Below are 22,502 nucleotides of genomic sequence, written 5' to 3' on the forward strand. Positions count from 1 at the left end.
GGCTCACATCTGGGCCGTTCGGGTGAGCGCTTGCGCCAGCTCGAGGCCCGCGTCCAGGTGCAGGTCCTGGATGAAGCCTCGGCCCGCGATGGGTTGGGTGTGCTCGGACCTGGTGGAGTAACGAACACACTCGGCATGTGAGTAGACACAGCCGTGGATCATGAGCTCGAGACAGTGGAGGTACCGGTCCATGCGGGCCCGGTCCGTGGCACCGAGCCCGAGGGTCTCGTAGAAGGCGGGCATTCCGGCCTTGACGGCGAGGAACTCCTGGACCTTCTCGTCGACCAGGGCGGAGGTCCGCGCCAGGGCCTGGGCGGTGGTGAGGTTCTCCGAGCGCTCCATGGCGAGGACTACGTTGACTTCCTGCTGGTGCCGGTCCTTGGGCAGGGAGAAGACATCGTTCTGCATGATGACGATGTCGATGACGCACTGGCGCAGGGTTTGGATCTGAGTGGTGCCAAAGAGCGCCTCGGGCAACTCGAAACCCTCCGCGACCTCAATGAGATCGATCACGGCGCCCATGCCGATGTCGAGGCGACGGATCTCAAACGCGGTCCGCGTGTCGATCTGGCTGAGGCGGTTGCGGAAGGTGGTCATCCGCAGCACCCCGAGGAAGTACCACTTCAGGTCGTCGCGGAAGCGGGCCATCCAGGCCGCGGACATTTTCGACTCGAGCCGCTGGAGGATGTCCGTGATGCCCCGCGCGCAGGCGTCTTCCTTCGGGGCCGCGGATGTGGCGTAGAGAACGCCAATCATGTTCTCGGTGATTCGAGCCACCCGCGCCGGCTGGTTGCCGAGGGGGCCGGCGAACTGGTCATCGTAGAGGAACCCCCAGGTCATCCAGTCCGTGGCCAGCTCCAGGTCGGCACCGCGCGCGGTGGGCAGACAGTGACCGGTGAGACGTCCCCAGTTCCACGCCTCCAGATATCGGAGCGCGGTGTCGGTGGTGGCCAATCCCATCTGACGGGCCCAGGCGAGGCTGTGACGTTGAGCCTGTTCAATGTCAGGGCTGAGGTCGCGAGGGAACGGAAAGTGGAACTCGATCGCGGCACGCTGGGTGTCAATCATTAGTGGCGCTCCTGGGGGGCGGGGGTGGAGGAACGGGGAACGGCGGTCATCAGGACCTGGTTGGGTCGCAAGACCGAGCGGGGGACTTCCCAGACGCGATGACCTGGCACCGGAACGAGCCGCCACCGGGCGGCGATGGTGGCGACGGCGATCACCATCTCAGTGCGGGCGAAGTAGTCACCGATGCACTTGTGCTTCCCATCCCCGAAGGGGAGGAAGGCCTGGCGCGGAATCTCCCGCGCCCGCTCTGGCAGCCACCGATCGGGGTCAAAACGCAACGGCTCGGGGTGGAGACGTGGGTTGCGGTGGACCATCAGCGGGCTGACGACGACCTCGGCCCCCGCCGGCAGGAGGGTGCCCGCCAGCTCCACGTCACGGATGGCGCGCCTCATCAGCAACCAGGCGATCGGGTAGCGACGCAGCGTCTCGGAGATCACGTTCTGGATGTACTGCAACCGGGGCAGGTCCTCCGTGGTGACGGGCCTGCCACCTAGCACGGTGTCCACCTCGGCGTGGATCCGCGCTTCCACCTCGGGGTTGCGTCCCAGCTCGTGGAAGAGCCAGGTCAACGCGGTCGCCGTGGTCTCGGATCCGGCGACGAACAGGCCGGCGATCTCCATCCGGAGCTGTTCATCGCTCATCCCCTTGCCGGTCTCGTCATCCTGCGCCGACAACAACGCGGACAGCAAATCCCCCTGGTCGCGGCCATCCGCGCGCCGCGAGTCGATGAACGTATTGATGATCTCGTCGAAGCGGGCTTTCTTGCTCACGAAGGCCCGGTTGACTGGCATTGGCATCTTCTCGAAGAAGTGGCCAGGCAGCACGGTGTGGAGACCCACCCACGAGTTGGCGGCGTCGATGTAGTCGCCGATCTCCGCGGCGATGCGCTCCTCGGTGTTCGCGCCGAACAGCGTCCGGGTGACGGCATTGAGCGTCAGCCGATGCATCTCCTGGCGCAGTGAGAGGCGGGACCCCGGCGACCACCCGGCAATCTGCACTTCGGCTTGCCGATGGATGATCTCCATGTAGCCGTGGATGCGCGGCCGGTTGAATCCCGGCTGCAGGAGCTTTCGTTGCTGCCGGTGGAAAGTTCCGTTGGAGACAATGAGCCCCTTGCCGATCGCGGACGTCGCCTTGTCGAAGACGCGCCCTCTCTCAAAGCTGTCGGCGTGAGTGACCAGCACCTGATGGATGCACTCAGGGGAGGTGACCACATACACGGGCGAAGAGCCGATGCGGAGCTGGACGATGTCACCGAACTCACGCAACGACTGCATATAGGCGACAGGCGAGCGAAGCAGCCGGAGCGCATGGCCAAGCAGCGGCAATCCGCCTGGCACCTCGGGGGCGGTGACAGCGGTCGGAGGGGTCACGGTGTTCATGGGTGGAAACGCTCGCCTGGGGGGATGGCGGTGTTGCTCCTAACGGATTCCCGGTTGTCAGGCAACGCGAGTTTTTTCCAGATTACAGAGAAAACAGTTTGGAGGTGTACAACGGGCCACCTGGGCGAGCAGGTTCTCCCCCATGCAGGTGAGGAGGAAATGACCCGGTCACGCCGAGGGCGAGCCCAGGTCCACCTCGAGCACTTCCATCTTGCGCATGAGGGAGTGCGGCCCGAACGAGGGCTGCTTCACGAGCCGCAGCTCCGGGAACCGGCGCACCAGGGACTCCATGGAGATCTGCGCCATGAGCCGCGCCAGGTACGCCCCGAGGCAGTAGTGCGCCCCGTGTCCGAACGCGATGCTCGAGTTCGCGTTGCGCTGGATATCGAAGACATCGGCCTTGTCGAACGCGCGTTCGTCGCGCAGCGCGCTGCCGACCAGGACCACCAGCATCTGCCCCTTCTTGATGGGCATCCCCCCCAGCTCCACGTCTTCCAGGGCGTAGCGGGCGGGCCCCATCTTCACGAAGTTGTCAAAGCGCAGGACCTCCTCGACCAGGTTCTTGGTCAGCTCGGGCCTGGCCTTCACCTCGGCGAACACCTCGGGGTACTGCAACAGGTTGTAGACGCAGAAGGAGAACAGGTGGACGGTGGTTTCGAAGCCTCCCACGATGAGCGAGGACACCAGCGCGAGCAGCTCCTGCTTGTTGAGCTTGTCCCCCTGCTCCTCCGTCTGGATGAGCGTCGTCAGGAGGTCGTTCTCCCGCGGGTTGCGGCGCCGGTCCTCGATCGTCTCCGTCACCAGGACAATCCCCTCGCGGATCTGCCGGCGCAGGGGCGCCAGCTCCTCGGGCGCGAGCGCACCGGCGAAGACGCTCTTGGCCACCGCGTTGGTGAAGTCCACGAACAGCGCCTCATTCCCCTTGGGGATCTTCAGCATGGAGCCGATGACCCGCGCCGGGATGCGCTCCGAGAACTCATGGACCATGTTCACCCGGCCCTTCGCCGCCACGGAGTCGAGGAGCTCATCGACGATGGCCTGGATCTCCGGACGCAGCCGCTCGGTGGCGCGCGGGGTGAACGCCGGGCTGACGAGCCTGCGCACACGGGCATGGTTGCGCTCGCCCAAGGCGAACAGCCCATTCTTGTTCAGCTCCTCCATCTCGGGAATGAGCGCGTCGGAGCCCAGCACCGAGGCGAACTCCCAATCGTCCCGGTTGGGTGAGAAACGCTTGTCATCGCGGAGCACGGTGAGGCCATCCTCATACCGGCTGACGACCCAGCAGCGCCCCTGCTCCCAGTAGAAGATCGGCGCCTGCGCTCGCAGCTTCTCGAGCGCGGGATGGGGATTCACGTCATACCCGGGCGCGTAGGGATTGAACTGCACCGCGGGCGGGTTCTCACTCGGGTTCGTCTGGTGGGCGGACATCGCTGAACTCCTTCTCGACGGGTACTGGAAACACTCGTCAGCGCCCCAAGCGCTGTCCGGCTCGCACCACGGACGTCGGGTAGAACGTCCCTCGCCAGAAGACGCCCCCTCGCATGAGCGCCAGCACGGCCGAGCGGATGGAGACCCAAGCGGTCGGCAGGATGCCCAGGAAGACCAGGGGTGCGGGCCATCGGGAAAAGCCTGCCCAGACACTGAAAGCCCAGGCCATCACGGCTCCCAGCGCCCAGGTTGCCCCTCCCAGGAGCACGAGCGCCGGGCGTCCCGAGGCCAACCCCGCGAGGAACCCGCACTCGAGCACCACCAGGAGCAGGTTGCCCAGGATGAGCGAGGACAAGGGAAAGGACGCACCGCTCTTCTCCATGGCTTGGGTGAAGGCGCCCAGAGAGGGATAGAACTCGAGGCTCACGGCGTTCCGGCCGTTGAGCACGGCCTGCTTCGCGCCGGAGCGCTTGAGCATCGTTCCGAACATGACGTCGTCGGCGATCTCCATCTTCAGCCACTCCAACCCGGGTGTGCGCTCCAGGGCCGAGCGGCGCACGAGGTTGAAGGCTCCAATTCCGATGGCGGCGGACGAGCGCGGATCGGACACCTCCCACATCCGGGTTCTCACGCACACGAGCCGGAACATGGAGACGAGCGTCATCTGGAGCGCGAAGCCGGAGCAGGTGATCTCGGGCAACACGGTGACATGGTCGAGCCCCTCGTGCTCCGCGTAGGCGATGATCTTCTCCAAGGTTCCCGGGGCCAGGTGGACATCCGCGTCGCTGAAGAGGAGCCACTCGCCGCTCGCACGTTCCAGCCCCCGCTGCATGGCGTGGACCTTCCCGAGCCAGCCCTCTGGCAGGTGCTCGACGTGCACCACCTGGAGTCGGGGCTCGGCTCGGGCGAAGTGGTCGGCGATGGTTCCCGTCGCATCCGTCGAGCGGTCATCCACCAGCACCAGCTCGAGCGCTGGATAGGTGTTCTCCAGCTTGGAGCGCATGGCGGACTCCAACGTGCGCTCCTCATTGCGCGCGGGCATGACCAGCGACACCCGAGGCCACTGCACGGGCGGCGGCGCCCTCAACCGCTCGATCCGGGGCATGGCACGCATGACCCGTATCAGCTGAACGGCCAGGTTGAGCGAATAGAGGGCACTGACCGCGGTGAGGAGGAGCAGGAACATGGTTTCCTCAGGGGGGTTTTCGCTGCGCCTGCCCCAGAACGGACCGGGCCTTGGCCAAGGCCTCGTAACGCATGAGGTTGAAGTCCGTCAATGTAGCGATGCCCCGGGCTCCAATGACTACCGGCGTTTGAGAAATTGTTTCGGTCCTGCCGGATGGTGTCGAGGATGGACTCCCGGGCTTCGGAGAGGGTTGTTGTCCATGCCAGACACCCTATCAAGGATTCGACTCTACCCTCCGCGTCCCATCGGAATGCCCGCTCATTGCTACGGCAGCAGGACCGTCGCACCTGTCGTTTGCCGCGCTTCGAGCTGGCGGTGGGCCTCGGCCACCCCGGCGAGCGGCATGCGGGCATGGACGGGGATCTTCACCGCGCCGCTCGAGACGACGTGGAAGAGCTCCTTGCTCATGGCGAGCACGTCCTCGCGCTTTGCAAGATGTGCGAACAGAATGGGCCATGTGGCAAAGAGCGAGCCCTTCTTCGCCAAGAGGGTGATGTCGAACGCCTCGATCGGGCCCGACGCCGAGCCGAAGCTAACGAAGTAGCCGAAGGGTCGCAGGCAATCGAGCGAGGCCGGGAAGGTGGCCTTGCCGATGCTGTCGTAGACGACGTGGCAGCCCTCTCCGTTCGTGAGCGCTTTGACGCGCGCAGCAAAGTCTTCCTTGCGGTACTCGATGACGTGGTCGCAGCCGTTCTTGCGCGCAAGTTCGGCCTTCTCGGGCGAGCCAACCGTGCCGATGACCGTCGCGCCAAGGTGCTTCGCCCATTGCGTGAGGATGAGGCCGACGCCGCCCGCCGCGGCGTGCACGAGGAGGGTATGGCCCGCCTCGACGCGGAAGGTGCGACGCAGCAAATATTGCGCCGTCAGGCCCTTCAGCATCATCGCGGCGCCGGTCTCGAAATCGATTGTGCTGGGAAGGTGCACGAGGAAGTGGGCCGGCACGATACGCTCCTCGGCATAGGCGCCGAGCATCGAGACATAGGCCACGCGGTCGCCTGGAGCGAAGTCACTGACGCCCTCGCCGACCGCCACAACCACGCCAGCGCCCTCGTTGCCGGGCGTGAACGGCAGGCTGGGCGGCGCATAGGCGCCGGTGCGGAAGTAGACGTCGGTGAAGTTGAGGCCGATCGCTTTATTGCGGACGCGGACCTCGCCGGGGCCGGGCTGGCCGATGTCGACGTCCTCGTAGGCGAGCACATCTGGCCCGCCGTGGCGGTGAACACGGATTGCTTTCACGGGTTTCGTCCCTCTCGTTGAGATGCGTGTCAGCCCAGAACTTGGGAATTGACGTGCCGAGAGATAACGCGTGGCGAGATATGATTGTAGGCTGATATCGTTGATATTAGAGTTCAACAGATATGATAGCTGATCAAATCGGCCTCGACCTTCTTCGCACCTATGTGGCGGTCTGTCGGCAAGGCAGCTTGAGCCGGGTCGCGGTGCAGACGGGCCGAACCCAATCGACGCTGAGCATGCAGATGCGCCGGCTTGAGAGCCTGCTTGATCGGCAGTTGTTTCAGCGTACTGGCCGTGGCGTTGTGCCAACCGCCGAGGGTGAACTTTTTCTGGGATACGCGACCCGTATCCTCGCACTGAGTGAGGAAGCCCTGGCGCGCATGCGGGAGACGGAGCTCAGCGGCGGCGTGCGCATTGGCCTTGCGGAAGAGGTGGCCACTGCAGCGCTCCCGGCCGCGCTGGGACGGCTTCATCGTGCCCATCCGGACATCCGTCTTGACGTGGTGGTCGAGCACAGCATCGCGCTGGGACGGCTCTGGAGCGAAGACGGGTTGGATATCCTGATCGGCCCGGCCTCCGTCGTGGATGCCGATGCCTTGAGCGCATGGAACGTCGAGCTCCAGTGGGTATGCGCCCAGGACTATGTCCCAGAGCAGGAACGGCCTTTGGATCTCGTTGCATTTCCCGCCCCCTGCCTTTGGCGTCGACGAATGATCGATGCGCTGGTCGCGACCGGCCGGGAGCATCGAGTGACGTTCACCAGCCAGAGCGTCATGGCCTTGCAGGCGGCGATCGAAAACGGGCTGGGCATCGGCTTGCTGCCGCCTGAGTCCGTTCGTGCAGGCGCAATGCGGGTGCTGAAGGCGTCAGCGGACGTACCTGAGCCGCTGACCGTCCAATACGGTCTATACGCGCATGATCGGCGAACGCCCGTTGTTGATGCCGCGATCAAGGTCCTGATGGAGGGCATTCCCTCAAGAGGGGGGGCAGGAGTAAAAAGGTAGTCAGGCGCGAATGCTCGATGCCTCTCACCGGAGTCACCCAATGAAATCACCCGGAGCGCTTGTTGTTTTCCTCTCCCTCTTGACAATGGCATGCGGCGGGCCGGTGAACGAGGCTGGCAATCCGGACGTCCCTGGCTCGCTGCGGGCTGAGCTCGATGCCGGGGACTCGGTTATAGGAAGCTGGGCGAACGGCGGGTGGGTGCAGACAATTGATGCGACTGGAAACGGCTACATGTCGAAAGTCGCCTCCGGATATCCTTGCTGGAGCGTTGGCGCTCAGAGCTTCCGGAACCTCGTCAAGAGTAGTAGTAATCCCAACGTGTATTCGGGAGAGTGCGGTATTTGTCAGGGCACCACTATTGTCTGGGTGCCTGTGAGCATCACCGTGTCGACCGATGGCAAGTGGATGACCGAGTACTTCAACGGCACTTCGTCGAGTTGGTACAGGATTTGATTAAGGCAGTCTCCGCGGGCTCAGCGCCCTGAGGAGACCTGCGCCGGACGGGCCTTCAGGTGCTTGTCGTAGTGCGCCTGCAGGGCGGCGAAGTACCCGCGCTCCTCCCAGAGCTCCGCGAGCAGCCGGTCTGTCAGCGACTTCACCTCGGCGCTCCCCTCCGCCTCGGGCGTGCGGGGACCCGGATTCTTCGGGCTGAAGAAGGCGCGGGCGGCCTCGGCCATCAGCAGGCGGCTGCTGGCGAAGAGCCGGCGGAGGATTTGGTTGATGGGGCGCGAGTCCACCTCCGCGCAGGCGGCGACGATGGCGTCGTGGACCTTCCGCGGCGTATCTCCGTTCAGCGAGGCCGCGTCCAGGTCCCCGCGCTCCACCGCGTGGGTAAGCAGGAAGCCGTGGTGCAGGGACAGCGAGGCCATGTCCACGCAGTCCTTCACCCAGAGGACGAAGAAGACCTTCCGGAAGAGCTTTTGCACGGGGAACAGCAGCACGCCCTTGAGGAAGCCCTTCACCGCGCCGCCCAGGGAGGTGCTCACGTGGGAGCCGGCGAGCACCTGCACGGCCGGGTCCGGCGTGGGCAGGCCGTGCTCCCGGAGGATTTGCCGGACCATGCCCTCGCGCGTCTGGCGCAGGGCATAGTCGTCCAGCAACGGCACAGGGATGAGCGGCGTCAGCCCGGAGGCGACGGCGAGGAAGGCCACGCGGCCCAGCAGGGGCGGCAGGTCGGTCATGCCCTGTTCATACGCCAGTTCCGCCCGCTCATTGCGTGGCAGCGGGAGGGGGCTTTGGTGCTTCCGGGGCATTTCGCATGAAAAGGAACGGATAGGTGACGACCGTGGTCCCGGGGGCATCCTCGCGGGGAAACACCCAGGTCAGCACCCGGTCCTGAACGCAGCGCTCCAACATCGGGGAATCCATCGAGGAGAATTCAACCTGGCATTCCTTTACCGTGCCGTCCGCCAAGATGCCGAAGCGCACGACTACCTTCCCATCCGGAATGGAGCCGCGCGTCCGGAGGGCCTGTAGGTAGCAGTCCCGGATCTCCTCGCGGTGGGACCCGATCACCTCCCGGATGGACTCCCGCCGGGTGAGCTTCTCCGAGGGCGGCGCGAGCGTGATGGACGTGATGGGAATGGTGGAAACACAGGCGCCCACGGCAAGCGGGAGCAGCAACAGGGGGACGTTTCTCATGGCTTCCTCAGCCCTCCCGCGTGGAGCCACCCCAGCCATGGACCGTGGGGCATGCGACAGGCGTGCTCAGGAGTTCCATGGCGAGGTTCTCGTAGATGGACGCCAGGTCCGGCGCGTTGACATGCAACAGCGACTCCAGACCGCTCCGCATGAGTGGGGACAGGCGGCTGCGGCGCTCCGCGAGGAAGCGCTGGACGGTTTGCGTCGTGTCCTGCGTCGTTGGCGGCTTGCCTCCACCCAGCGCGGAGAGGGCACGGCAGAGGGCTTCGAGCTCCTCGCGGATTCGAGCCAGCTCGGCCTTGCGCTCGGCCGCCGTGGTACTGAAACGCGCCTGGATCTCCACCCTCACCTCCTCACCCTTGCGGGCGGGAAAGGCGGGAAAGGTCCAGGAGCGCACGAGCAGCCTGACGCAATTCCTGTCCAGATAGAGGCCTTCCCCACGAGGGATGTGTCCGTTGCGCGCGTCATCCAGCACCTTGCCGTCACGCCCTACCTCGAAGCGCAGCAGGATCCGGTCATCCACATCAGGAGGAGGGTTCCAGGGAGTGTTTTCCCTGACGGCTTCTTCGGTGAGCAGGCGCATGCAGGAGGCCAGCGCCGGCCGCTGCTGGTCGAAGACGCGCTTGACTGCTTCGGGAGAGAGGCCAGGGGAAGTCTCCACCCGGCTGGCGGAGGAGACCTCGGCCGCGTGAGCAGCGGGTATCAAAAGGCAGAGGGCCAGAGCGAACCATCCAGGGACGATGCGGGAGATGGAGAGGTGCATGCGGTGAGACCTAGCAGAAACGCTCTCACGGGTCGCCACAACCGACCGCTCAGGCACCCTGTGGGCTTCGACGGAGGAGCAGCAGGCCCGCCACCGTCACGAAGGCCAGCGCGGACACCGCGAGCGACAGGTGGATGTTGGTGATACTTCCCAGCAGCCCCACGGTCACGCCGCTGAACGCGCGCAGGCCGGAGGCCGACATGGTGAAGAGCCCCAGCACACGGCCACGGATGGTGTCCGGCGCATTCAGCTGCACGAGCGCCTGGGTCATGCTGCTGAAGGAGAGCTCGAAGAACCCGGCCAGGAAGAGCACGACGATGGCCACCGGATACACGCGGATGAGCGAGAACGCGAAGAGCGCGCATCCCCATAGCAGGGCCATCTTCAACGCGGAGGCGGGCTCGGTCCGCAGCCAGGATCCGCGTGTCTCGAGCAGGATGCCCGCGAGCAGGGCCCCGGCCGCATCCGCTCCCAGCAGGAGCGTATAGGTCGCGCCGGGATCTCCATGGCCCAGGTCCTGGGCGAAGCCCGGCATCTGTGCGTGGTAGCTGTTGCCGATGAAGAAGGACGCCGTCCCCGCCAGCAGCACCATGGCCCCGACCACGGGCACCTCGCGCACGTCCCGGACGGTCTGGATGATGTCGGCGAGGCCTCGGACAGCCCGCTTGGGGCCCGCCGCCACCCCACGGAAGTGCCGGCCATAGGGTGCGCGCACCAGCCAGAGCAGCAGCGGCAGGTAGAACACCGTGTTGACGAAGATGCCCCAGGTGGGACCGAGCGTCCGCATGATGAGGCTGCCCACGCCGGGGCCCACCAGCACTCCGAGATAGCGGGCCGTCGCGTTCAGGCGGACCGCGCTGGGCAGGGAGCGGGCTCCCACGATGTCATAGAGCAACATCTGGCTGGAGGTGCCCCACAGCACGCCCGCGCAGCCGTGAATCGTGAGCAGGACCATGGCGTGCCACACCTGCAGGGAATCCGTGACGAAGAAGTAGCCCCACCCCACGGAGGCGATGATGAAGAGCACCATCCCGCACTGGATGAGGCGCCTGGAGTCGAACCGGTCATTGAGCGCGCCCACCGGCACCGAGAACACCAGGAAGGGCAGCCAGTGGGACACCACCGCGAACCCGCCCAACGCCGCCGAGTGGAACTTCTGGAACACCACCCAGTAGCTGATCACGTGCTCGATGTTGTCGGCCATCATCGCCAACATGAACGTGAGCAGGAAGGTTCGATAACCCGGGGTGCGCAGCGCGCTCGACTCGGGGACTGAATCCGCAGCGGAGATCATGGATGTTCACGAACAGGAGAGCGGGAGGCCCACCTTACACCAACTCGCGTTACAGGACTGACACAGTCCCCGCCCGCGGCGTGTCATAGGCACGTGGTACTCGGGGGGCCTCACCTGGAGACCCCCCCATGCAACTACGCACCCTCGCCCTTGCCAGCTTCACCGCGCTCGCGGCCTGTACCAACGCCACTCCCGAGACCACGGAGGAGACCGGCGTCAGCACCGCCGCAGCGACGGCCACCCGCCTCTACGCCTCGGTGGGCGACAACGAGCTCAGCTTCGAGACGCTCGGCACCTTCGAGGAGCGTGATGGCGTCCGCGCCCTCATCCTCCGCGCCACCGCGAACCGCTACCTCTCGAACGTCCTGAGCTTCGTCCCCGACGACGCCTTCGGGGACGCGAACATCATCAGCGAGCGCCGGTTCGAGATCGTCCTCCACGAGGGCCACGAGCTCAACACTGTGCTCTCCGGCCTGCCGCTCTTCGTCCGCGTCGACACCTTCACGGGCACGCCGCGCTCGTACACCGCTCGCATCGTGATTGCCCCGCGGTTCTTCGACTTCCGCGGCGACAGCGGCATCTGGATCGACGAGGCGGTGAACCCCCTCTACGTCGTCCAGGGCAACAGCAACCTCCTCTATCGCGGCCGCGCCTCGGTGTCCGGGTACGTGGACTGGCTCTCCGTCACGGCGCCCGACGGCATCCCGCAGGTCTACGGCCGGCCCAGCTACCGCCTCGACTGGTCGTACCCGACGCTGCACCAAGCCATCGACCCGCACACCGTCCCGCTCACCTTCAGCGCGGGCGCCGATGACGGCGTGGCCATGCAGAAGACGGCGCGCCTCGTCGCGCGCGTGACGGAGCTCGCGCTCACCGATGGCGACGCCTACGACGTCTGGCCCAGCCCGGGCTGCGACCCCGCCGTCTACAACTGCTACCACTCCCAGCCCGCGGGCACGAAGGACTTCGGCCAGTGCGGCACCTACCGCCAGGTCCTGCGCTGCACGTACGCGAGCGCCTGCGAGGTGTCCCCCCAGCCGTTCTCGCTCACCGCCGCCGATGCCTCGTCCCTGGAGCCCGCGCGCGCGGCGTGGAACGTGGGGTCCACCCCCTTGTCCTGGTATGAAATCTCCTCCATCGCCGCCTACACCACGCCCGAGTGCCCGGCCCAGCCGGTGACGCTGCAGGCCATCGTGGAGCACCTCGGGGCGGACCGGTCCCTGCCGTCCTTCACTGACGGCACCGTCACGAACCGCGCGGGCCTGGCGCAGAGCTACTTCTTCTCCGGCAGCAAGGGCGCCGCGCTGCTCTCGCAGCTGGATACCTACGCCGGCGGCGGCGACGTCCAGGCCTGGTTCTCCGGGGGAGAGGTGGCCTGCCACAACTGCCACGACTTCCAAGAGTGGGGCGTCCTCTACTACCCGGCCAGCCGCAAGGTCATCGTGCTCGACGGGCACCACGGCTACGACTCCTAAGCCAGCTCGAGCGCCAGGCCTTCTCCGGATGACCGCTCGGCGCTGCACGGCCCGGGCAACATCATCCGGCGGGGCATGGCGTTCGTCCCCGGGCTGAGCCCCTCTCCGTACTGGCGCGCTACCAGAACGCGGGCCAGTTCCTCCAGGGACGCCAGGGTGCGCGAGAGCACGGGCACGGGATTTACGAGAGACTCCCTCGAGCGGGGGCAAAGCCGGGGCCAGAGGAGGAAAGCCTGTCCTAGTCCTAAACGGGCAATGAGTGGGGCGGGCCGCCTTACCAACCTCCGGAAGGCGGCCCCCAAAAGCGTACCAGCTGTAGGAAAGGATGTTGCCAGGATTGGCATCATGCGCGGCAGCGGCGAGCGTCACTTTGGCGCCCGGCTCGACTTCGCTGCGGCTGGCGGTCAGCGAGTCGATGACGGGGACGGCGCCCGGAGGCTACGACCGGATGCCGAGCACGCCTTCCACGATGCGCTGCTCGAGGAACTCCGCCTGACGCCGTTCTGGCAGTCCCAACAGCAGCCGCACCCGGCGCCTGGCGTTGAGCACCACATAGAGGTCATAGACCGAACGAGCGAAGCCATTCTTGTCTTTGTATGTGCGGTCCTTCACGAGGACACCCGATACCTCCGCCGCACGAAATGTCCGGCCTCCCGGCCAGGGAAGGGGCGCATAGCGGATGCGCAGGCGCGAACCATCCACCTCGAGGAAGGTGCGATTCAGGAGCCAGGCCGCCACCACGTAGCTGACCCCCGTGAAGAACATCACGGGCAGCAGATCTGCCCTCTTCATCCGCGCCAAAGGCGACAGACCTCCGAGGACATCGTGCAAGACTCCATCCGAGAAGGAGTCGGACACGATGAAGATCGCGAAGACGGCATAGATCGCCACGAAGAAGTAGATGGCGGGATACATCTGACGCCATCGCCACGAAACCGTCGTTGAGCGGCCATCCTGGTGATCATGAACGACGTAGAAGGGATGCGGAAACTGGGGAGTGACGGGCATCCACGCCACCATAGCCAAGAGCAACACGGTGGTTCGTCTCATGACAGATAGGGTGTCGAAGAATTCGCGCGACACGACCTGGCGCGACCCACGGCGGGAAGGTCATGACTGGAAAACCCTCTGGAGGGGAAAGGTTGGTTCACCTGGGCGCGAGGGAGCAACCTGCTTCGCGCTGGAAATCGCCGGGGAGTGGCTCTTCGCTGCACGACGCGTGTGGTCAAGAGGAGCAGACAGGCGGGCCCGTTCGCTGCACCCCGGAGCCCTTTGGCTGCACCGGTTCGAAAGGGACCCTGGCGCGGGCGTAGAATCCACTGACCGTGGAATCCTCCTCTCCCGCAGCGAGCCCCCTCCTGCCGTCCTCCGCCGTGACACTCCGGCCGAGTTCTTCCACGTCAGCGCCGTCCGCCCTGCTGCTGCTGGCGCGCCGCCTGCCGCTGCTCCTGCTGGTCTACGCCGTGCCGGGCGTCATCACCTCGAGCCAGACCTACTTCTACGCCCAGGCCAAGGACCCCACCTATCCCTTCGCCCGGGCGCTGATGATGCACGTGCCGCCCTGGTCGTACTGGGCGCTGGCCACCCCGCTCATCCTCGCGCTCGGACGGCGCTTCCGCCTGGAGCGTGGCGTCTGGCCCCGCGCCCTTGCGGTCCATGGGCCCGCCCTCCTCGGGTTCATCGTCCCCCATCTGCTCCTCATCGTCTTCCTCTCCCGCGCCGCGGGGGAGAAGTGGTTCGTGGACAACTCGCTGGGCTTCATCCTGCCCATGATGCTGGGCAAGTACGGCCTCACCGACATCATCATCTACGGCGGCATCCTCTCCGTCGGCTACGCCCTGGAGTACCACCGCCGCTACCGTGAGGGAGAGCTGGCCCAGTCGCAGCTCGAGACGCGCCTGGCCCACGCGCAGCTCGAGGCCCTGCGCGCCCAGCTCCACCCGCACTTCCTCTTCAACACGCTCAACGCCATCTCCGTCCTCGTGCGCAAGCAGGACACCGCCGGTTCCATCCGCATGCTCACCGGCGTCAGCGAATTGCTGCGCATGGCCCTCAACACCACCGGCCGCCAGCAAGTCCCCCTCCACGAGGACCTCGACTTCCTGGAGCGCTACCTCGACATCGAGCAGACCCGCTTCCAGGACCGGCTCCAGGTAGTCCGCGCCATCGACCCCGCCACGCTCGGCGCGCTCGTGCCCAGCCTCATCCTCCAACCGCTGGTGGAGAACGCCATCAAGCACGGCCTCGCCACCCGCTCCGGCGCCGGATGCGTGGAGCTGCGCGCGTCGCGTGAGGGCGCCCGGCTGGTGCTGGAGGTGCTCGATGACGGCCCCGGGCTCGCCCCCGGCTGGGACACCCATGGCGGCTGCATCGGCGTGGCCAACGTGCGGGAGCGCCTGCACCAGCTCTACGGAGACCGCCACGCCTTCACGCTGGAGAACCGCGCCGGAGGCGGTGTGCGCGCCCGCCTGGAGCTGCCATTCCAGTCCGCCTCGCCCGAGGTGCCCGTGCCATGAATTCGACCGCCTGCATCCGCACGCTCGTCGTGGATGACGAGCCCCTGGCGCGCGAGGGGCTGCGCCTGCTGCTCGCCTCGGACCCGGAGATCAGCGTGGTGGGCGAGGCTGGCAACGGCCCCGAGGCCGTGCGCCTCATCCGCGAGCAGCGGCCCGACCTCGTGCTCCTCGACGTGCAGATGCCGGAGCTCAATGGCTTCGAGGTGCTCGCCCACCTGGGCCCCGGCGAGGTGCCTGCCGTCATCTTCGTCACCGCGTACGACCGCTACGCCCTGCGCGCCTTCGACATCCACGCGCTCGATTACCTGCTCAAGCCCTTCCGCGACGACCGCTTCCACGACGCCGTGGGCCGCGCCAAGGCGCAGATTCGCCTGGCGCGCATGTCCGACCTCAGTCAACGGCTGATGTCCGTGCTCTCCACCTATGGCGAGCGGGACGTCACGCCTCCGCCGACACCGGCCCCCACGACGGCTCCCGAGCCGTGGTTGCGCCGGCTCGCCATCCGCGACACGGGGCGCGTGGTGTTCCTCGACGTGGACGAAATCGAGTACATCGAGGCCGCCGACTACTACGTGCAGATTCACGCGGGCGGGAAGGCGTACCTCCACCGCGAGACGATGCAGAGCCTGGAGGCGCGGCTGGACCCGGAGCGCTTCATGCGCATCCACCGCTCGGCCATCGTCAACTCGCGCCGCATCCGCGAGCTGCGCAGCGAAGGGCGCAGGGACCTCGTCGTGGTGCTGATGGGCGGCGCCGAGCTGCGCGTGGCTCGCAGCCACCGCGAGAAGTTCCAGCACCTGCGCTGAGCAGCGGGCCCGTCCGCTGCACGGCAGGACCCGTTCGCCGCATGCAAGTCCCCACCGGCTGAACACTCCACCCATGCGCTGCTCGCGCGGGCACTGTGCCTCCCGCAACCCACTCCACACGGAGGCACACCCCATGCTGCGCAAGTCTCTCGTTACCTCGTTCCTGGCCCTCGGTCTGACGTTCACCCCCGCCATCGCCGCCGCCGGCGAAGGCGCTGAGTGCACCCAGGGCAAGCTGACGCTCCAGACCGTCGTCGACAAGCACCTGAAGGCCGTGGGCGGCAAGGAGCGGCTCAAGGCCGTGAAGACCGTCCAGATCACCACCCTCTTCAGGGAGGGGGACACCACCGTGGCGACGTCCACCATGCAGCGCGCACGTCCCAACCTCGTGCGCTACGACTCGGACAAGAACGGCGCCAGGGTCAGCAAGATGTTCGACGGGCAGCAGGGCTGGGTGGTGGAGGGCTCGGCTGCTCCGCAGCGCCTGGACAAGGAGAAGAACGCGATGATGGCCGAGGGCGCCGCGTTCGACGACGCCCTGCTGGACCCGAAGGCCCAGGGCGTCGCGCTGAAGCTGGACGGCGTGGAGGAGGTGAATGGCGCTCCCGCGTTCAAGCTGGTCCTCACCCGTGGCGCCAACACGGAGGTCCGCTTCATCGACCAGAAGTCCTTCCTGGAGGTACGCCGCACGTATGCCGGCACCCATGAGGGCAAGGCGTACAACAAGGCCCTCACCTTCTCCGACTACCGCGACGTGGACGGCATCATGCTGAGCCACCGCACGCAGTGGGAGGCAGACGGCAAGCGGGGCGAGAAGGTCATCCAGAGCGCCCGCTACGACGCGCCCATCGACGCCGCCACCTTCAAGCCGGTGACGCCGCGCAGCTGAGCAGCGGGCTGCAGGCGCAGTGACTCCCTTCCGTCCTCCACGTCCGGCGAATGGCTACTCCTTCCGTCCTTCTCCTCGCACTCGCCGCCGCCTCGATTCAGGCCGAGGCGGCCTCCTCCTCCGACCTTCCTCCAGCAGCCCTCCAGCCAGACGTGGAGGACGCGATGCTCACCCCCGTCCCGCCCGCCCCCCGGCGGGTGAAGAGCTGGGACGAGGCGCTCGCCCTGATGCGCGAGCGGTCCACGGACCTGCGCAACGCCGTGGCCGGCGTGGAGCGCGCCGGTGGCCGGTGGCGCCAGGCCCTGTCGGCGCTGTTGCCCAACGCGCGCGCCCAGGCAGGCGTGGCGTATGACCTCCTCAATCCGGACGTTCCCTCGGGGGTGACCCAGGGGGCCGCCGGTGACGGCCGCACCGCTACCACCCCCGCGGGCACCCTCAGCATGACGCTGACGCAGTCGGTGGTGGACCTGGGCGCCTGGCGAGGCCTGTCGTCGGCCCGGGCCGCCGAGACGAGCGCGGTGGCCAACCTCCAGGACACCCGCCGCCGCCTCACCCTGGGGCTGGCCCAGGTGCTGGTGGCCACGGTGGCCGCCGAGCGCGCCGCCGAAATCAACCGCGTGGGCCTGCGACGTGCCCTGGAGCGCGCCGCCCTCACCCAGCGCACCGTCGAACTGGGCGCCGGCAACCAGTTGGACGTGGTGCGCGTCAATCAGGACGTGGCCGTGGCGCGCGGCGCCCTCATCGCCGGGGACGAGCAGTTGCGCCAGGCGCGCGAGGTGCTGGGCCTCTCGCTGGGCTTCGGTCAGGCCATCGGCGTCGACCCGGCCTTCAACCTCCAGGGGCTGGTGGACCAGACGCGCGAGGACTGCGCGCCGCTGGAGCGCCTGGACGAGCGGCCCGACCTGGTGGCGGCAGGCGCCCAGGTGGAGTCCGCGCGCGACAGCCGGCGTCAGGCCACCGCGGGCTACCTGCCCACGCTGGGCGTCAGCAGCACCGTCTACGGCCTCACCACGGACCCAGGCTTCGGCCGCTTCGCGACGTGGAACGTCGCCGCAGTGCTCTCGGTCCCCCTCTGGGAAGGTGGCGGGCGCGGTGGGCTGGTGCGTGAGCGCGCGGGCGTGGAGGCCCAGGCGGAAGCAGTGCTGGAGAGCGCCCGCCGCGAGGTGGAGCTGGAGGTGGCGCGGGCCCGCCGAAGCGTGGAGGTGGCCGAGTCGCTGGTGAAGACGGCGGTGGAGGCGCGAGACCTCGCCGAGCGCACCGACCGACTCACCCGCCGTTCCTTTGAAGTGGGCCGCGGCAGCAGCCTTGAGCTGGTGCAGAGCGGTGCGGCCCTTCGCCAGGCGGAGCTGAACCTGGTGCTGCGTGAATTCGAGCTCGTCCAGGCGCGCCTGGACGCATTCCTGACGGAGGCCCGATGCGACGGGTGAAGACGATGATGTGGGGCATGGCGGTGCTGACGGTGGTGGCTGGCTGCTCGGGCACGAAGGCGCCCCCAGCGGCACCTCCGGCTCGGGAAATCGACGTGGTCTCACTCACACCGCGCGAGGTACGCGACACCGGCGAATACCTGGGCAGCCTGCTCTCGCGGCAGAGCGTCACGGTGCTGCCGCAGGTGGCCGGCTACGTGCGCCGCATCCACGTACGCCCCGGCCAGCGGGTGGAGGAAGGCGCGCCGCTGGTGGAGGTGGACGCCCGGGAGGCGACGGCCGCGCTGGACAGCGCGCAGGCCCAGTTGAGCTCCTCGCAAGTCAATCTGGAATTGGCCCGCCGCACCCTGGCCCGCACCGAGGCCCTCCATCAAGAAGGCCTCGCCAGCGCGCAGGAACTGGAGAACGCCCGTGCCCAGGTGGAGGCCGCCGAGGCCGCCTCGCGCTCGTCGGCCGCGCAGGTGACGCAGCGCCAGGTGCAGCTGCAGCTCAACGTGGTGCGCGCGCCCTTCCCTGGCACCGTGGGCGACGTGCTGGTGCGCGTGGGAGACTTCGTCAGCGCTTCCACTCCGCTGACCAGCGTGGCGCAGGCAGACGTGCTGGAGGTCAGCGTCTCGGTGCCCTCGCGGCGCGCCCGCTCCATGAAGCCGGACACGGCGCTGGAAATCCTCGATGCACAGGGGAAGGTCCTGCTCACCAGCAACGTCTTCTTCGTCGCACCGCAGGCCGACCCGCGCACCCAGTTGGTGGAGGTGAAGGCCGCCTTCCGCAACACGGTGGGCCTGCGCCCCAACGAGCTGGTACGCGCGCGCATCGTCTACTCCGTGCGCGATGCGCTGCAGATTCCGGCGCTCGCGGTGGTGCGCCAGAGCGGCCAGCCCTTCGCCCTGGTGGTGCGGGAGAAGGAGGGCAGGACGGTGGTGGAGCGCCGGCCCATCACCCTCGGCGCGCTGGGGGAGCTGTCCTACGTGGTGGAGAAGGGGCTGAAGACAGGAGACCTCGTGGCCGTCTCGTCCATGCAGGCCCTGCGTGACGGCATGCCCGTCAAGGTGAAGACCGCGTCTCGCGCCGAAGCGGGACCTCTGACCAGGACCCTGGCGAACGTGCCGTCAGCGGCTGGTCGCTGAGTCGAAGGAACGGAGCACACCATGTTCATCGACTTCTTCATCCGCAGGCCCGTCTTCGCCATCGTCTGCTCCATCCTGCTGACGTTGGCGGGGGCCATCGCCATCCCCACGCTGCCCGTTGCCCAGTACCCGGACCTGGCGCCACCCCAGGTGACTGTCAGCACCACCTACGTGGGTGCCAGCGCCGAGGTGGTGGAGAGCGCCGTGACCATTCCCCTGGAGCAGGAGCTCAACGGCGTGGAGGGCATGCGCTACATCACCTCCACCAGCGGCAATGACGGCACCAGCACCATCATCATCACCTTCGAGTCCACGCGCGACATCGAGGTGGCCACGGTGGACGTGCAGAACCGCGTCAGCCGCGCCGCCGCGCGCCTGCCGTCCCAGGTCAATCAGGCAGGCATCGTCGTCAACAAGGCCTCCAGTCAGATTCTCATGTCCATGGCGCTCTTCAGCCCGGACGAGCGCTACGACGCGAAGTTCCTCAGCAACTACGCCGACGTCAATCTCAAGGACGCCCTCAAGCGTGTCCGCGGCGTGGGCGAGGTGCGCATCTTCGGCGAGCGCAAGTTCTCCATGCGCCTGTGGCTGGACCCCACGGAGCTGGCGCGCCGCAAGCTCACCCCGCAGGACGTGACGCGCGCCCTCCAGGAGCAGAACCTGCAGGTGGCCGCGGGCGCCGTGGGCCAGCCGCCGTCGGCCGCCGACCAGCCCTACCAACTGGCGGTGCGCGCGCGGGGCCGCCTGGTGGAGCCGGACGAGTTCGGTGACATCGTCCTCATGCGCCAGAACGACGGCCGGAGCGTCCGCGTGAAGGACGTGGGCCGCGTGGAGATGGGCGCGGAGAACTACGGCACGCTGCTGCGCTTCGGCGGCAAGGCGGCCATAGGTATCGCCATCCTCCAGCTCCCCACCGCCAACGCGCTGGACGTGCGTGACGCCGTCCTCACGGAGATGGAGCGACTGTCCAGGCACTTCCCTCCGGGCATGGAGTACCAGCGAAGCCTGGACACCACGCTCGCAGTGCGCGCCACCCTCCACGAAGTGCTGCGCTCTCTCGTGGAGGCGATTGCGCTCGTCACCCTCGTCATCTTCCTGTTCCTGCACGGCTGGCGCAGCGTGCTCATCACCGCCTTCACCCTCCCTGTCTCGCTGGTGGGCACCTTCGCCTTCGTCAAGGTGCTGGGCTTCTCCATCAACACCCTCACCCTCTTCGGCCTCACCCTGGCCACGGGCCTCGTGGTGGACGACGCCATCGTCGTCATCGAGAACATCGAGCGGTTGATGGTGGAGCGGAAGCTCTCGGCCGCACAGGCCGCTCGCGAGGGCATGAAGGAGGTGGCCGGCGCGGTCATCGCCATCTCCATCGTGCTGGTGGCGGTGTTCGTGCCGGTCGCCCTCTTCCCCGGTACCACCGGCGGCATCTACCGCCAGTTCGCGCTGACCATCGCCGCGTCGGTGGCCCTGTCCACCTTCTGCGCCCTCACGCTGACGCCCGCGCTGTCCGCGCGGATGCTCGAGCACCCCCCCGGTGAGAAGTGGGTGTTCTTCCGCCAGGTGGACAGGGTGCTGGATGGGACGCGGGCCTTCTATGGCCGCAACCTGCGGCGGCTGCTGAGGCACCCGGCCATCATCCTCGTGGCCTTCCTCCTCTGCATCGGCGGCACGGTGGTGCTCGTCCGGGTGACGCCCACGGGCTTCATCCCCGACGAGGACCAGGGCTACCTCATCATCTCCGTGCAGGGCCCCGAGGGCATGTCTCTGGCCCAGACGGAGAAGGTGATGGCGGAGGTGGAGACCATCCTGAAGGCGCAGCCCGAAGTGCGCGTCATCTTCGGCACGGGCGGATTCTCCGCCCAGGGCACGGGCTCCAACATGGCCAACATCTTCGTCGCCCTGAAGAACTGGGAGGAGCGGCCCGGGAAGGACCAGACGACGGCCGCGCTGGTGGAGCGGCTGCGCGGACCCTTCAGCCGGATTGACGGCGCGCGCGTGGTGCCCTTCCAGCCCCCGGCCATCCGCGGCGTCGGCTCCGTGGGCGGCTTCCAGTTCGTCGTCGAGGACACGGCTGGCACCCACTCGCTGGACCAGCTTGCCTCGGCCGTGCAGGGCCTGGTGGCCAGGGCCAACGAGGACAGCCGCCTGCGCGGCGTCTTCACCGCCTTCAACGCCGACACGCCGCTGCTGGATGTGGAGGTGGACCGCCAGAAGGCCAAGGCGCTCGGAGTGCCCATCGAGCAGATCTTCGGAACGATGCAGGTCTACATGGGCAGCCAGTACGTCAACGACTTCAACTACGCGAGCCGCGCGTACCGCGTCTATGTGCAGGCCGAACAGCAGTTCCGCGACAGCCCACAGGACATCGGCGCCTTCTACGTGCGCAGCGACAGCGGGGACATGATTCCGCTGGAGTCGCTGGTGAAGGTGCAGCCCACGGTGTCCGCGCAGGTCATCCGCCACTACAACCTCTTCCGCTCGGTGGACATCAGCGGTCAGGCCGCGCCGGGGGTGTCCTCGGGTGAGGCCATGGAGGCCATGGAGACTCTGGCCACGCAGCACCTGCCCCAGGGCATGAGCGCGGAGTGGACGGGCATCAGCCTGGAGCAGAAGCAGAGCGGCGCTCAGGCCGCCATCATCTTCGGCCTGGGCCTGCTCTTCGTCTTCCTGGTGCTGGCGGCACAGTACGAGAGCTTCAGCCTGCCGCTGGTCATCATCCTCTCGGTGCCCCTGGCCATCCTGGGCGCGCTGGGCCTGCAATGGCTGCGCGGGTTCGCCAACGACGTGTTCTGCCAGGTGGGACTGGTGATGCTGGTGGGTCTGGCCAGCAAGAACGCCATCCTCATCGTGGAGTTCGCCGAGCAACTGCGGGAGCGTGGCAAGAGCCCCATCGACGCGGTGGTGGAGGCGGCCGAGGTCCGCCTGCGCCCCATCCTCATGACGTCCATTGCCTTCCTCCTCGGCGTGGTGCCGCTGATGACGGCCTCCGGCGCGGGTGCGGCCTCGCGCAACTCGCTGGGGACGGCGGTGTTCGGCGGCATGCTGGTGTCCACGGTGGTCAACTTCGTCTTCATCCCCGGCCTCTACGTGCTGATGCAGAAGCTGCGTGGCGAAACGAAGCGGACGGTGGAAGGCGTCGGGGTGGCTCCGCCCGCGCCATCGCACTGAAGGTCGGCCAGGACCGGGGGAAGCACGCGCCGCATCGCCCCGTCTCAAAAAACGAAAAGAATGCAAGCTCCGCAATCAAGGCACGTCAAGAACA

Annotated in this window: 20 protein-coding genes; 9 read left to right on the top strand and 11 right to left on the bottom strand. The window is 67.2% G+C overall.

Annotated elements, in window-relative coordinates:
• Positions 1-3: 3 nt before the first annotated feature.
• The 5 genes from F0U60_RS47565 to F0U60_RS47585 all read right to left on the bottom strand — a co-directional run bounded on the left by F0U60_RS47565 (position 4) and on the right by F0U60_RS47585 (position 6,300).
• The gene (locus tag F0U60_RS47565) at positions 4-1,068 is read right to left on the bottom strand and encodes a terpene synthase (RefSeq protein ID WP_395810606.1); all 1,065 of its coding nucleotides are present in this window, start codon (positions 1,066-1,068) and stop codon (positions 4-6) included.
• Complete coding sequence (locus tag F0U60_RS47570; protein WP_395810608.1) at positions 1,068-2,450, bottom strand: cytochrome P450; 1,383 nt, start codon at positions 2,448-2,450, stop codon at positions 1,068-1,070. The genes F0U60_RS47565 and F0U60_RS47570 overlap by 1 nt, the downstream gene beginning before the upstream one ends.
• Positions 2,451-2,618: 168 nt before the next feature.
• Complete coding sequence (locus tag F0U60_RS47575) at positions 2,619-3,878, bottom strand: cytochrome P450 (RefSeq protein ID WP_395810611.1); 1,260 nt, start codon at positions 3,876-3,878, stop codon at positions 2,619-2,621.
• Positions 3,879-3,915: 37 nt separating this feature from the next.
• Positions 3,916-5,064, bottom strand: a complete 1,149-nt coding sequence (locus F0U60_RS47580) for a glycosyltransferase (RefSeq protein ID WP_395810613.1) — start codon at positions 5,062-5,064, stop codon at positions 3,916-3,918.
• A gap of 264 nt (positions 5,065-5,328) precedes the next feature.
• Positions 5,329-6,300 carry a quinone oxidoreductase family protein gene (locus F0U60_RS47585; protein ID WP_395810615.1) on the bottom strand — a complete coding sequence of 324 codons (972 nt, stop codon included), beginning with the start codon at positions 6,298-6,300 and terminating at the stop codon, positions 5,329-5,331.
• Between the two features lie 122 nt (positions 6,301-6,422).
• Here F0U60_RS47585 and F0U60_RS47590 point away from each other — a divergent pair, with 122 nt between their 5' ends.
• A complete protein-coding gene (locus tag F0U60_RS47590) occupies positions 6,423-7,304 on the top strand; it encodes a LysR substrate-binding domain-containing protein (protein WP_395810617.1) in 882 nt (293 codons plus the stop codon).
• Positions 7,305-7,344: 40 nt separating this feature from the next.
• Positions 7,345-7,758, top strand: a complete 414-nt coding sequence (locus F0U60_RS47595) for a hypothetical protein (protein WP_395810619.1) — start codon at positions 7,345-7,347, stop codon at positions 7,756-7,758.
• Positions 7,759-7,778: 20 nt separating this feature from the next.
• On the opposite strand, the gene F0U60_RS47600 is transcribed toward F0U60_RS47595, so the two are convergent.
• From F0U60_RS47600 to F0U60_RS47615, 4 genes are read right to left on the bottom strand one after another with little or no spacing between them, the layout of a single operon-like run.
• On the bottom strand, positions 7,779-8,486 hold the full coding sequence (locus F0U60_RS47600; protein WP_395810621.1) for a hypothetical protein: 708 nt from the start codon (positions 8,484-8,486) through the stop codon (positions 7,779-7,781).
• Between the two features lie 28 nt (positions 8,487-8,514).
• Positions 8,515-8,946 (bottom strand): TonB family protein, encoded by a 432-nt coding sequence (locus F0U60_RS47605; protein ID WP_395810623.1) that lies wholly within the window; start codon positions 8,944-8,946, stop codon positions 8,515-8,517.
• Positions 8,947-8,953: 7 nt separating this feature from the next.
• Positions 8,954-9,709 (bottom strand): hypothetical protein, encoded by a 756-nt coding sequence (locus F0U60_RS47610; protein ID WP_395810625.1) that lies wholly within the window; start codon positions 9,707-9,709, stop codon positions 8,954-8,956.
• A 49-nt stretch (positions 9,710-9,758) separates the two neighbouring features.
• Entirely contained in the window at positions 9,759-11,003 is a 1,245-nt protein-coding gene (locus tag F0U60_RS47615) for an MFS transporter (RefSeq protein WP_395810627.1), read from the bottom strand.
• Between the two features lie 128 nt (positions 11,004-11,131).
• Between F0U60_RS47615 and F0U60_RS47620 the strand changes: the two genes are divergently transcribed.
• A complete protein-coding gene (locus F0U60_RS47620; protein WP_395810629.1) occupies positions 11,132-12,478 on the top strand; it encodes a hypothetical protein in 1,347 nt (448 codons plus the stop codon).
• Here the strand turns inward: F0U60_RS47620 and F0U60_RS47625 are convergent.
• Positions 12,475-12,654, bottom strand: coding sequence for a hypothetical protein (locus F0U60_RS47625; RefSeq protein WP_395810631.1), 180 nt, complete (start codon positions 12,652-12,654; stop codon positions 12,475-12,477). The two genes, F0U60_RS47620 and F0U60_RS47625, sit on opposite strands and share 4 nt — an antisense overlap.
• 262 nt (positions 12,655-12,916) lie before the next feature.
• Positions 12,917-13,513, bottom strand: a complete 597-nt coding sequence (locus F0U60_RS47630; RefSeq protein ID WP_395810633.1) for a hypothetical protein — start codon at positions 13,511-13,513, stop codon at positions 12,917-12,919.
• Between the two features lie 290 nt (positions 13,514-13,803).
• Between F0U60_RS47630 and F0U60_RS47635 the strand changes: the two genes are divergently transcribed.
• From F0U60_RS47635 to F0U60_RS47660, 6 genes are all read left to right on the top strand, one after another.
• Positions 13,804-14,994, top strand: a complete 1,191-nt coding sequence (locus F0U60_RS47635) for a sensor histidine kinase (protein ID WP_395810635.1) — start codon at positions 13,804-13,806, stop codon at positions 14,992-14,994.
• Positions 14,991-15,800: a LytR/AlgR family response regulator transcription factor gene (locus F0U60_RS47640; RefSeq protein ID WP_395810637.1), complete on the top strand. Its 810-nt coding sequence runs from the start codon at positions 14,991-14,993 to the stop codon at positions 15,798-15,800. Before F0U60_RS47635 ends, F0U60_RS47640 begins: the two co-directional genes overlap by 4 nt.
• A gap of 133 nt (positions 15,801-15,933) precedes the next feature.
• Entirely contained in the window at positions 15,934-16,689 is a 756-nt protein-coding gene (locus tag F0U60_RS47645; protein WP_395810639.1) for a hypothetical protein, read from the top strand.
• 50 nt (positions 16,690-16,739) lie between these two features.
• Entirely contained in the window at positions 16,740-18,116 is a 1,377-nt protein-coding gene (locus tag F0U60_RS47650; protein ID WP_395810641.1) for a TolC family protein, read from the top strand.
• Positions 18,104-19,243 (top strand): efflux RND transporter periplasmic adaptor subunit, encoded by a 1,140-nt coding sequence (locus F0U60_RS47655; protein WP_395810643.1) that lies wholly within the window; start codon positions 18,104-18,106, stop codon positions 19,241-19,243. The genes F0U60_RS47650 and F0U60_RS47655 overlap by 13 nt, the downstream gene beginning before the upstream one ends.
• Before the next feature lie 21 nt (positions 19,244-19,264).
• Positions 19,265-22,408, top strand: coding sequence for an efflux RND transporter permease subunit (locus tag F0U60_RS47660; protein ID WP_395810645.1), 3,144 nt, complete (start codon positions 19,265-19,267; stop codon positions 22,406-22,408).
• Positions 22,409-22,502: the final 94 nt, after the last annotated feature.

This window comes from Archangium minus, from assembly GCF_044360475.1.
GTDB classification, from domain to species: Bacteria; Myxococcota; Myxococcia; order Myxococcales; family Myxococcaceae; genus Archangium; species Archangium minus.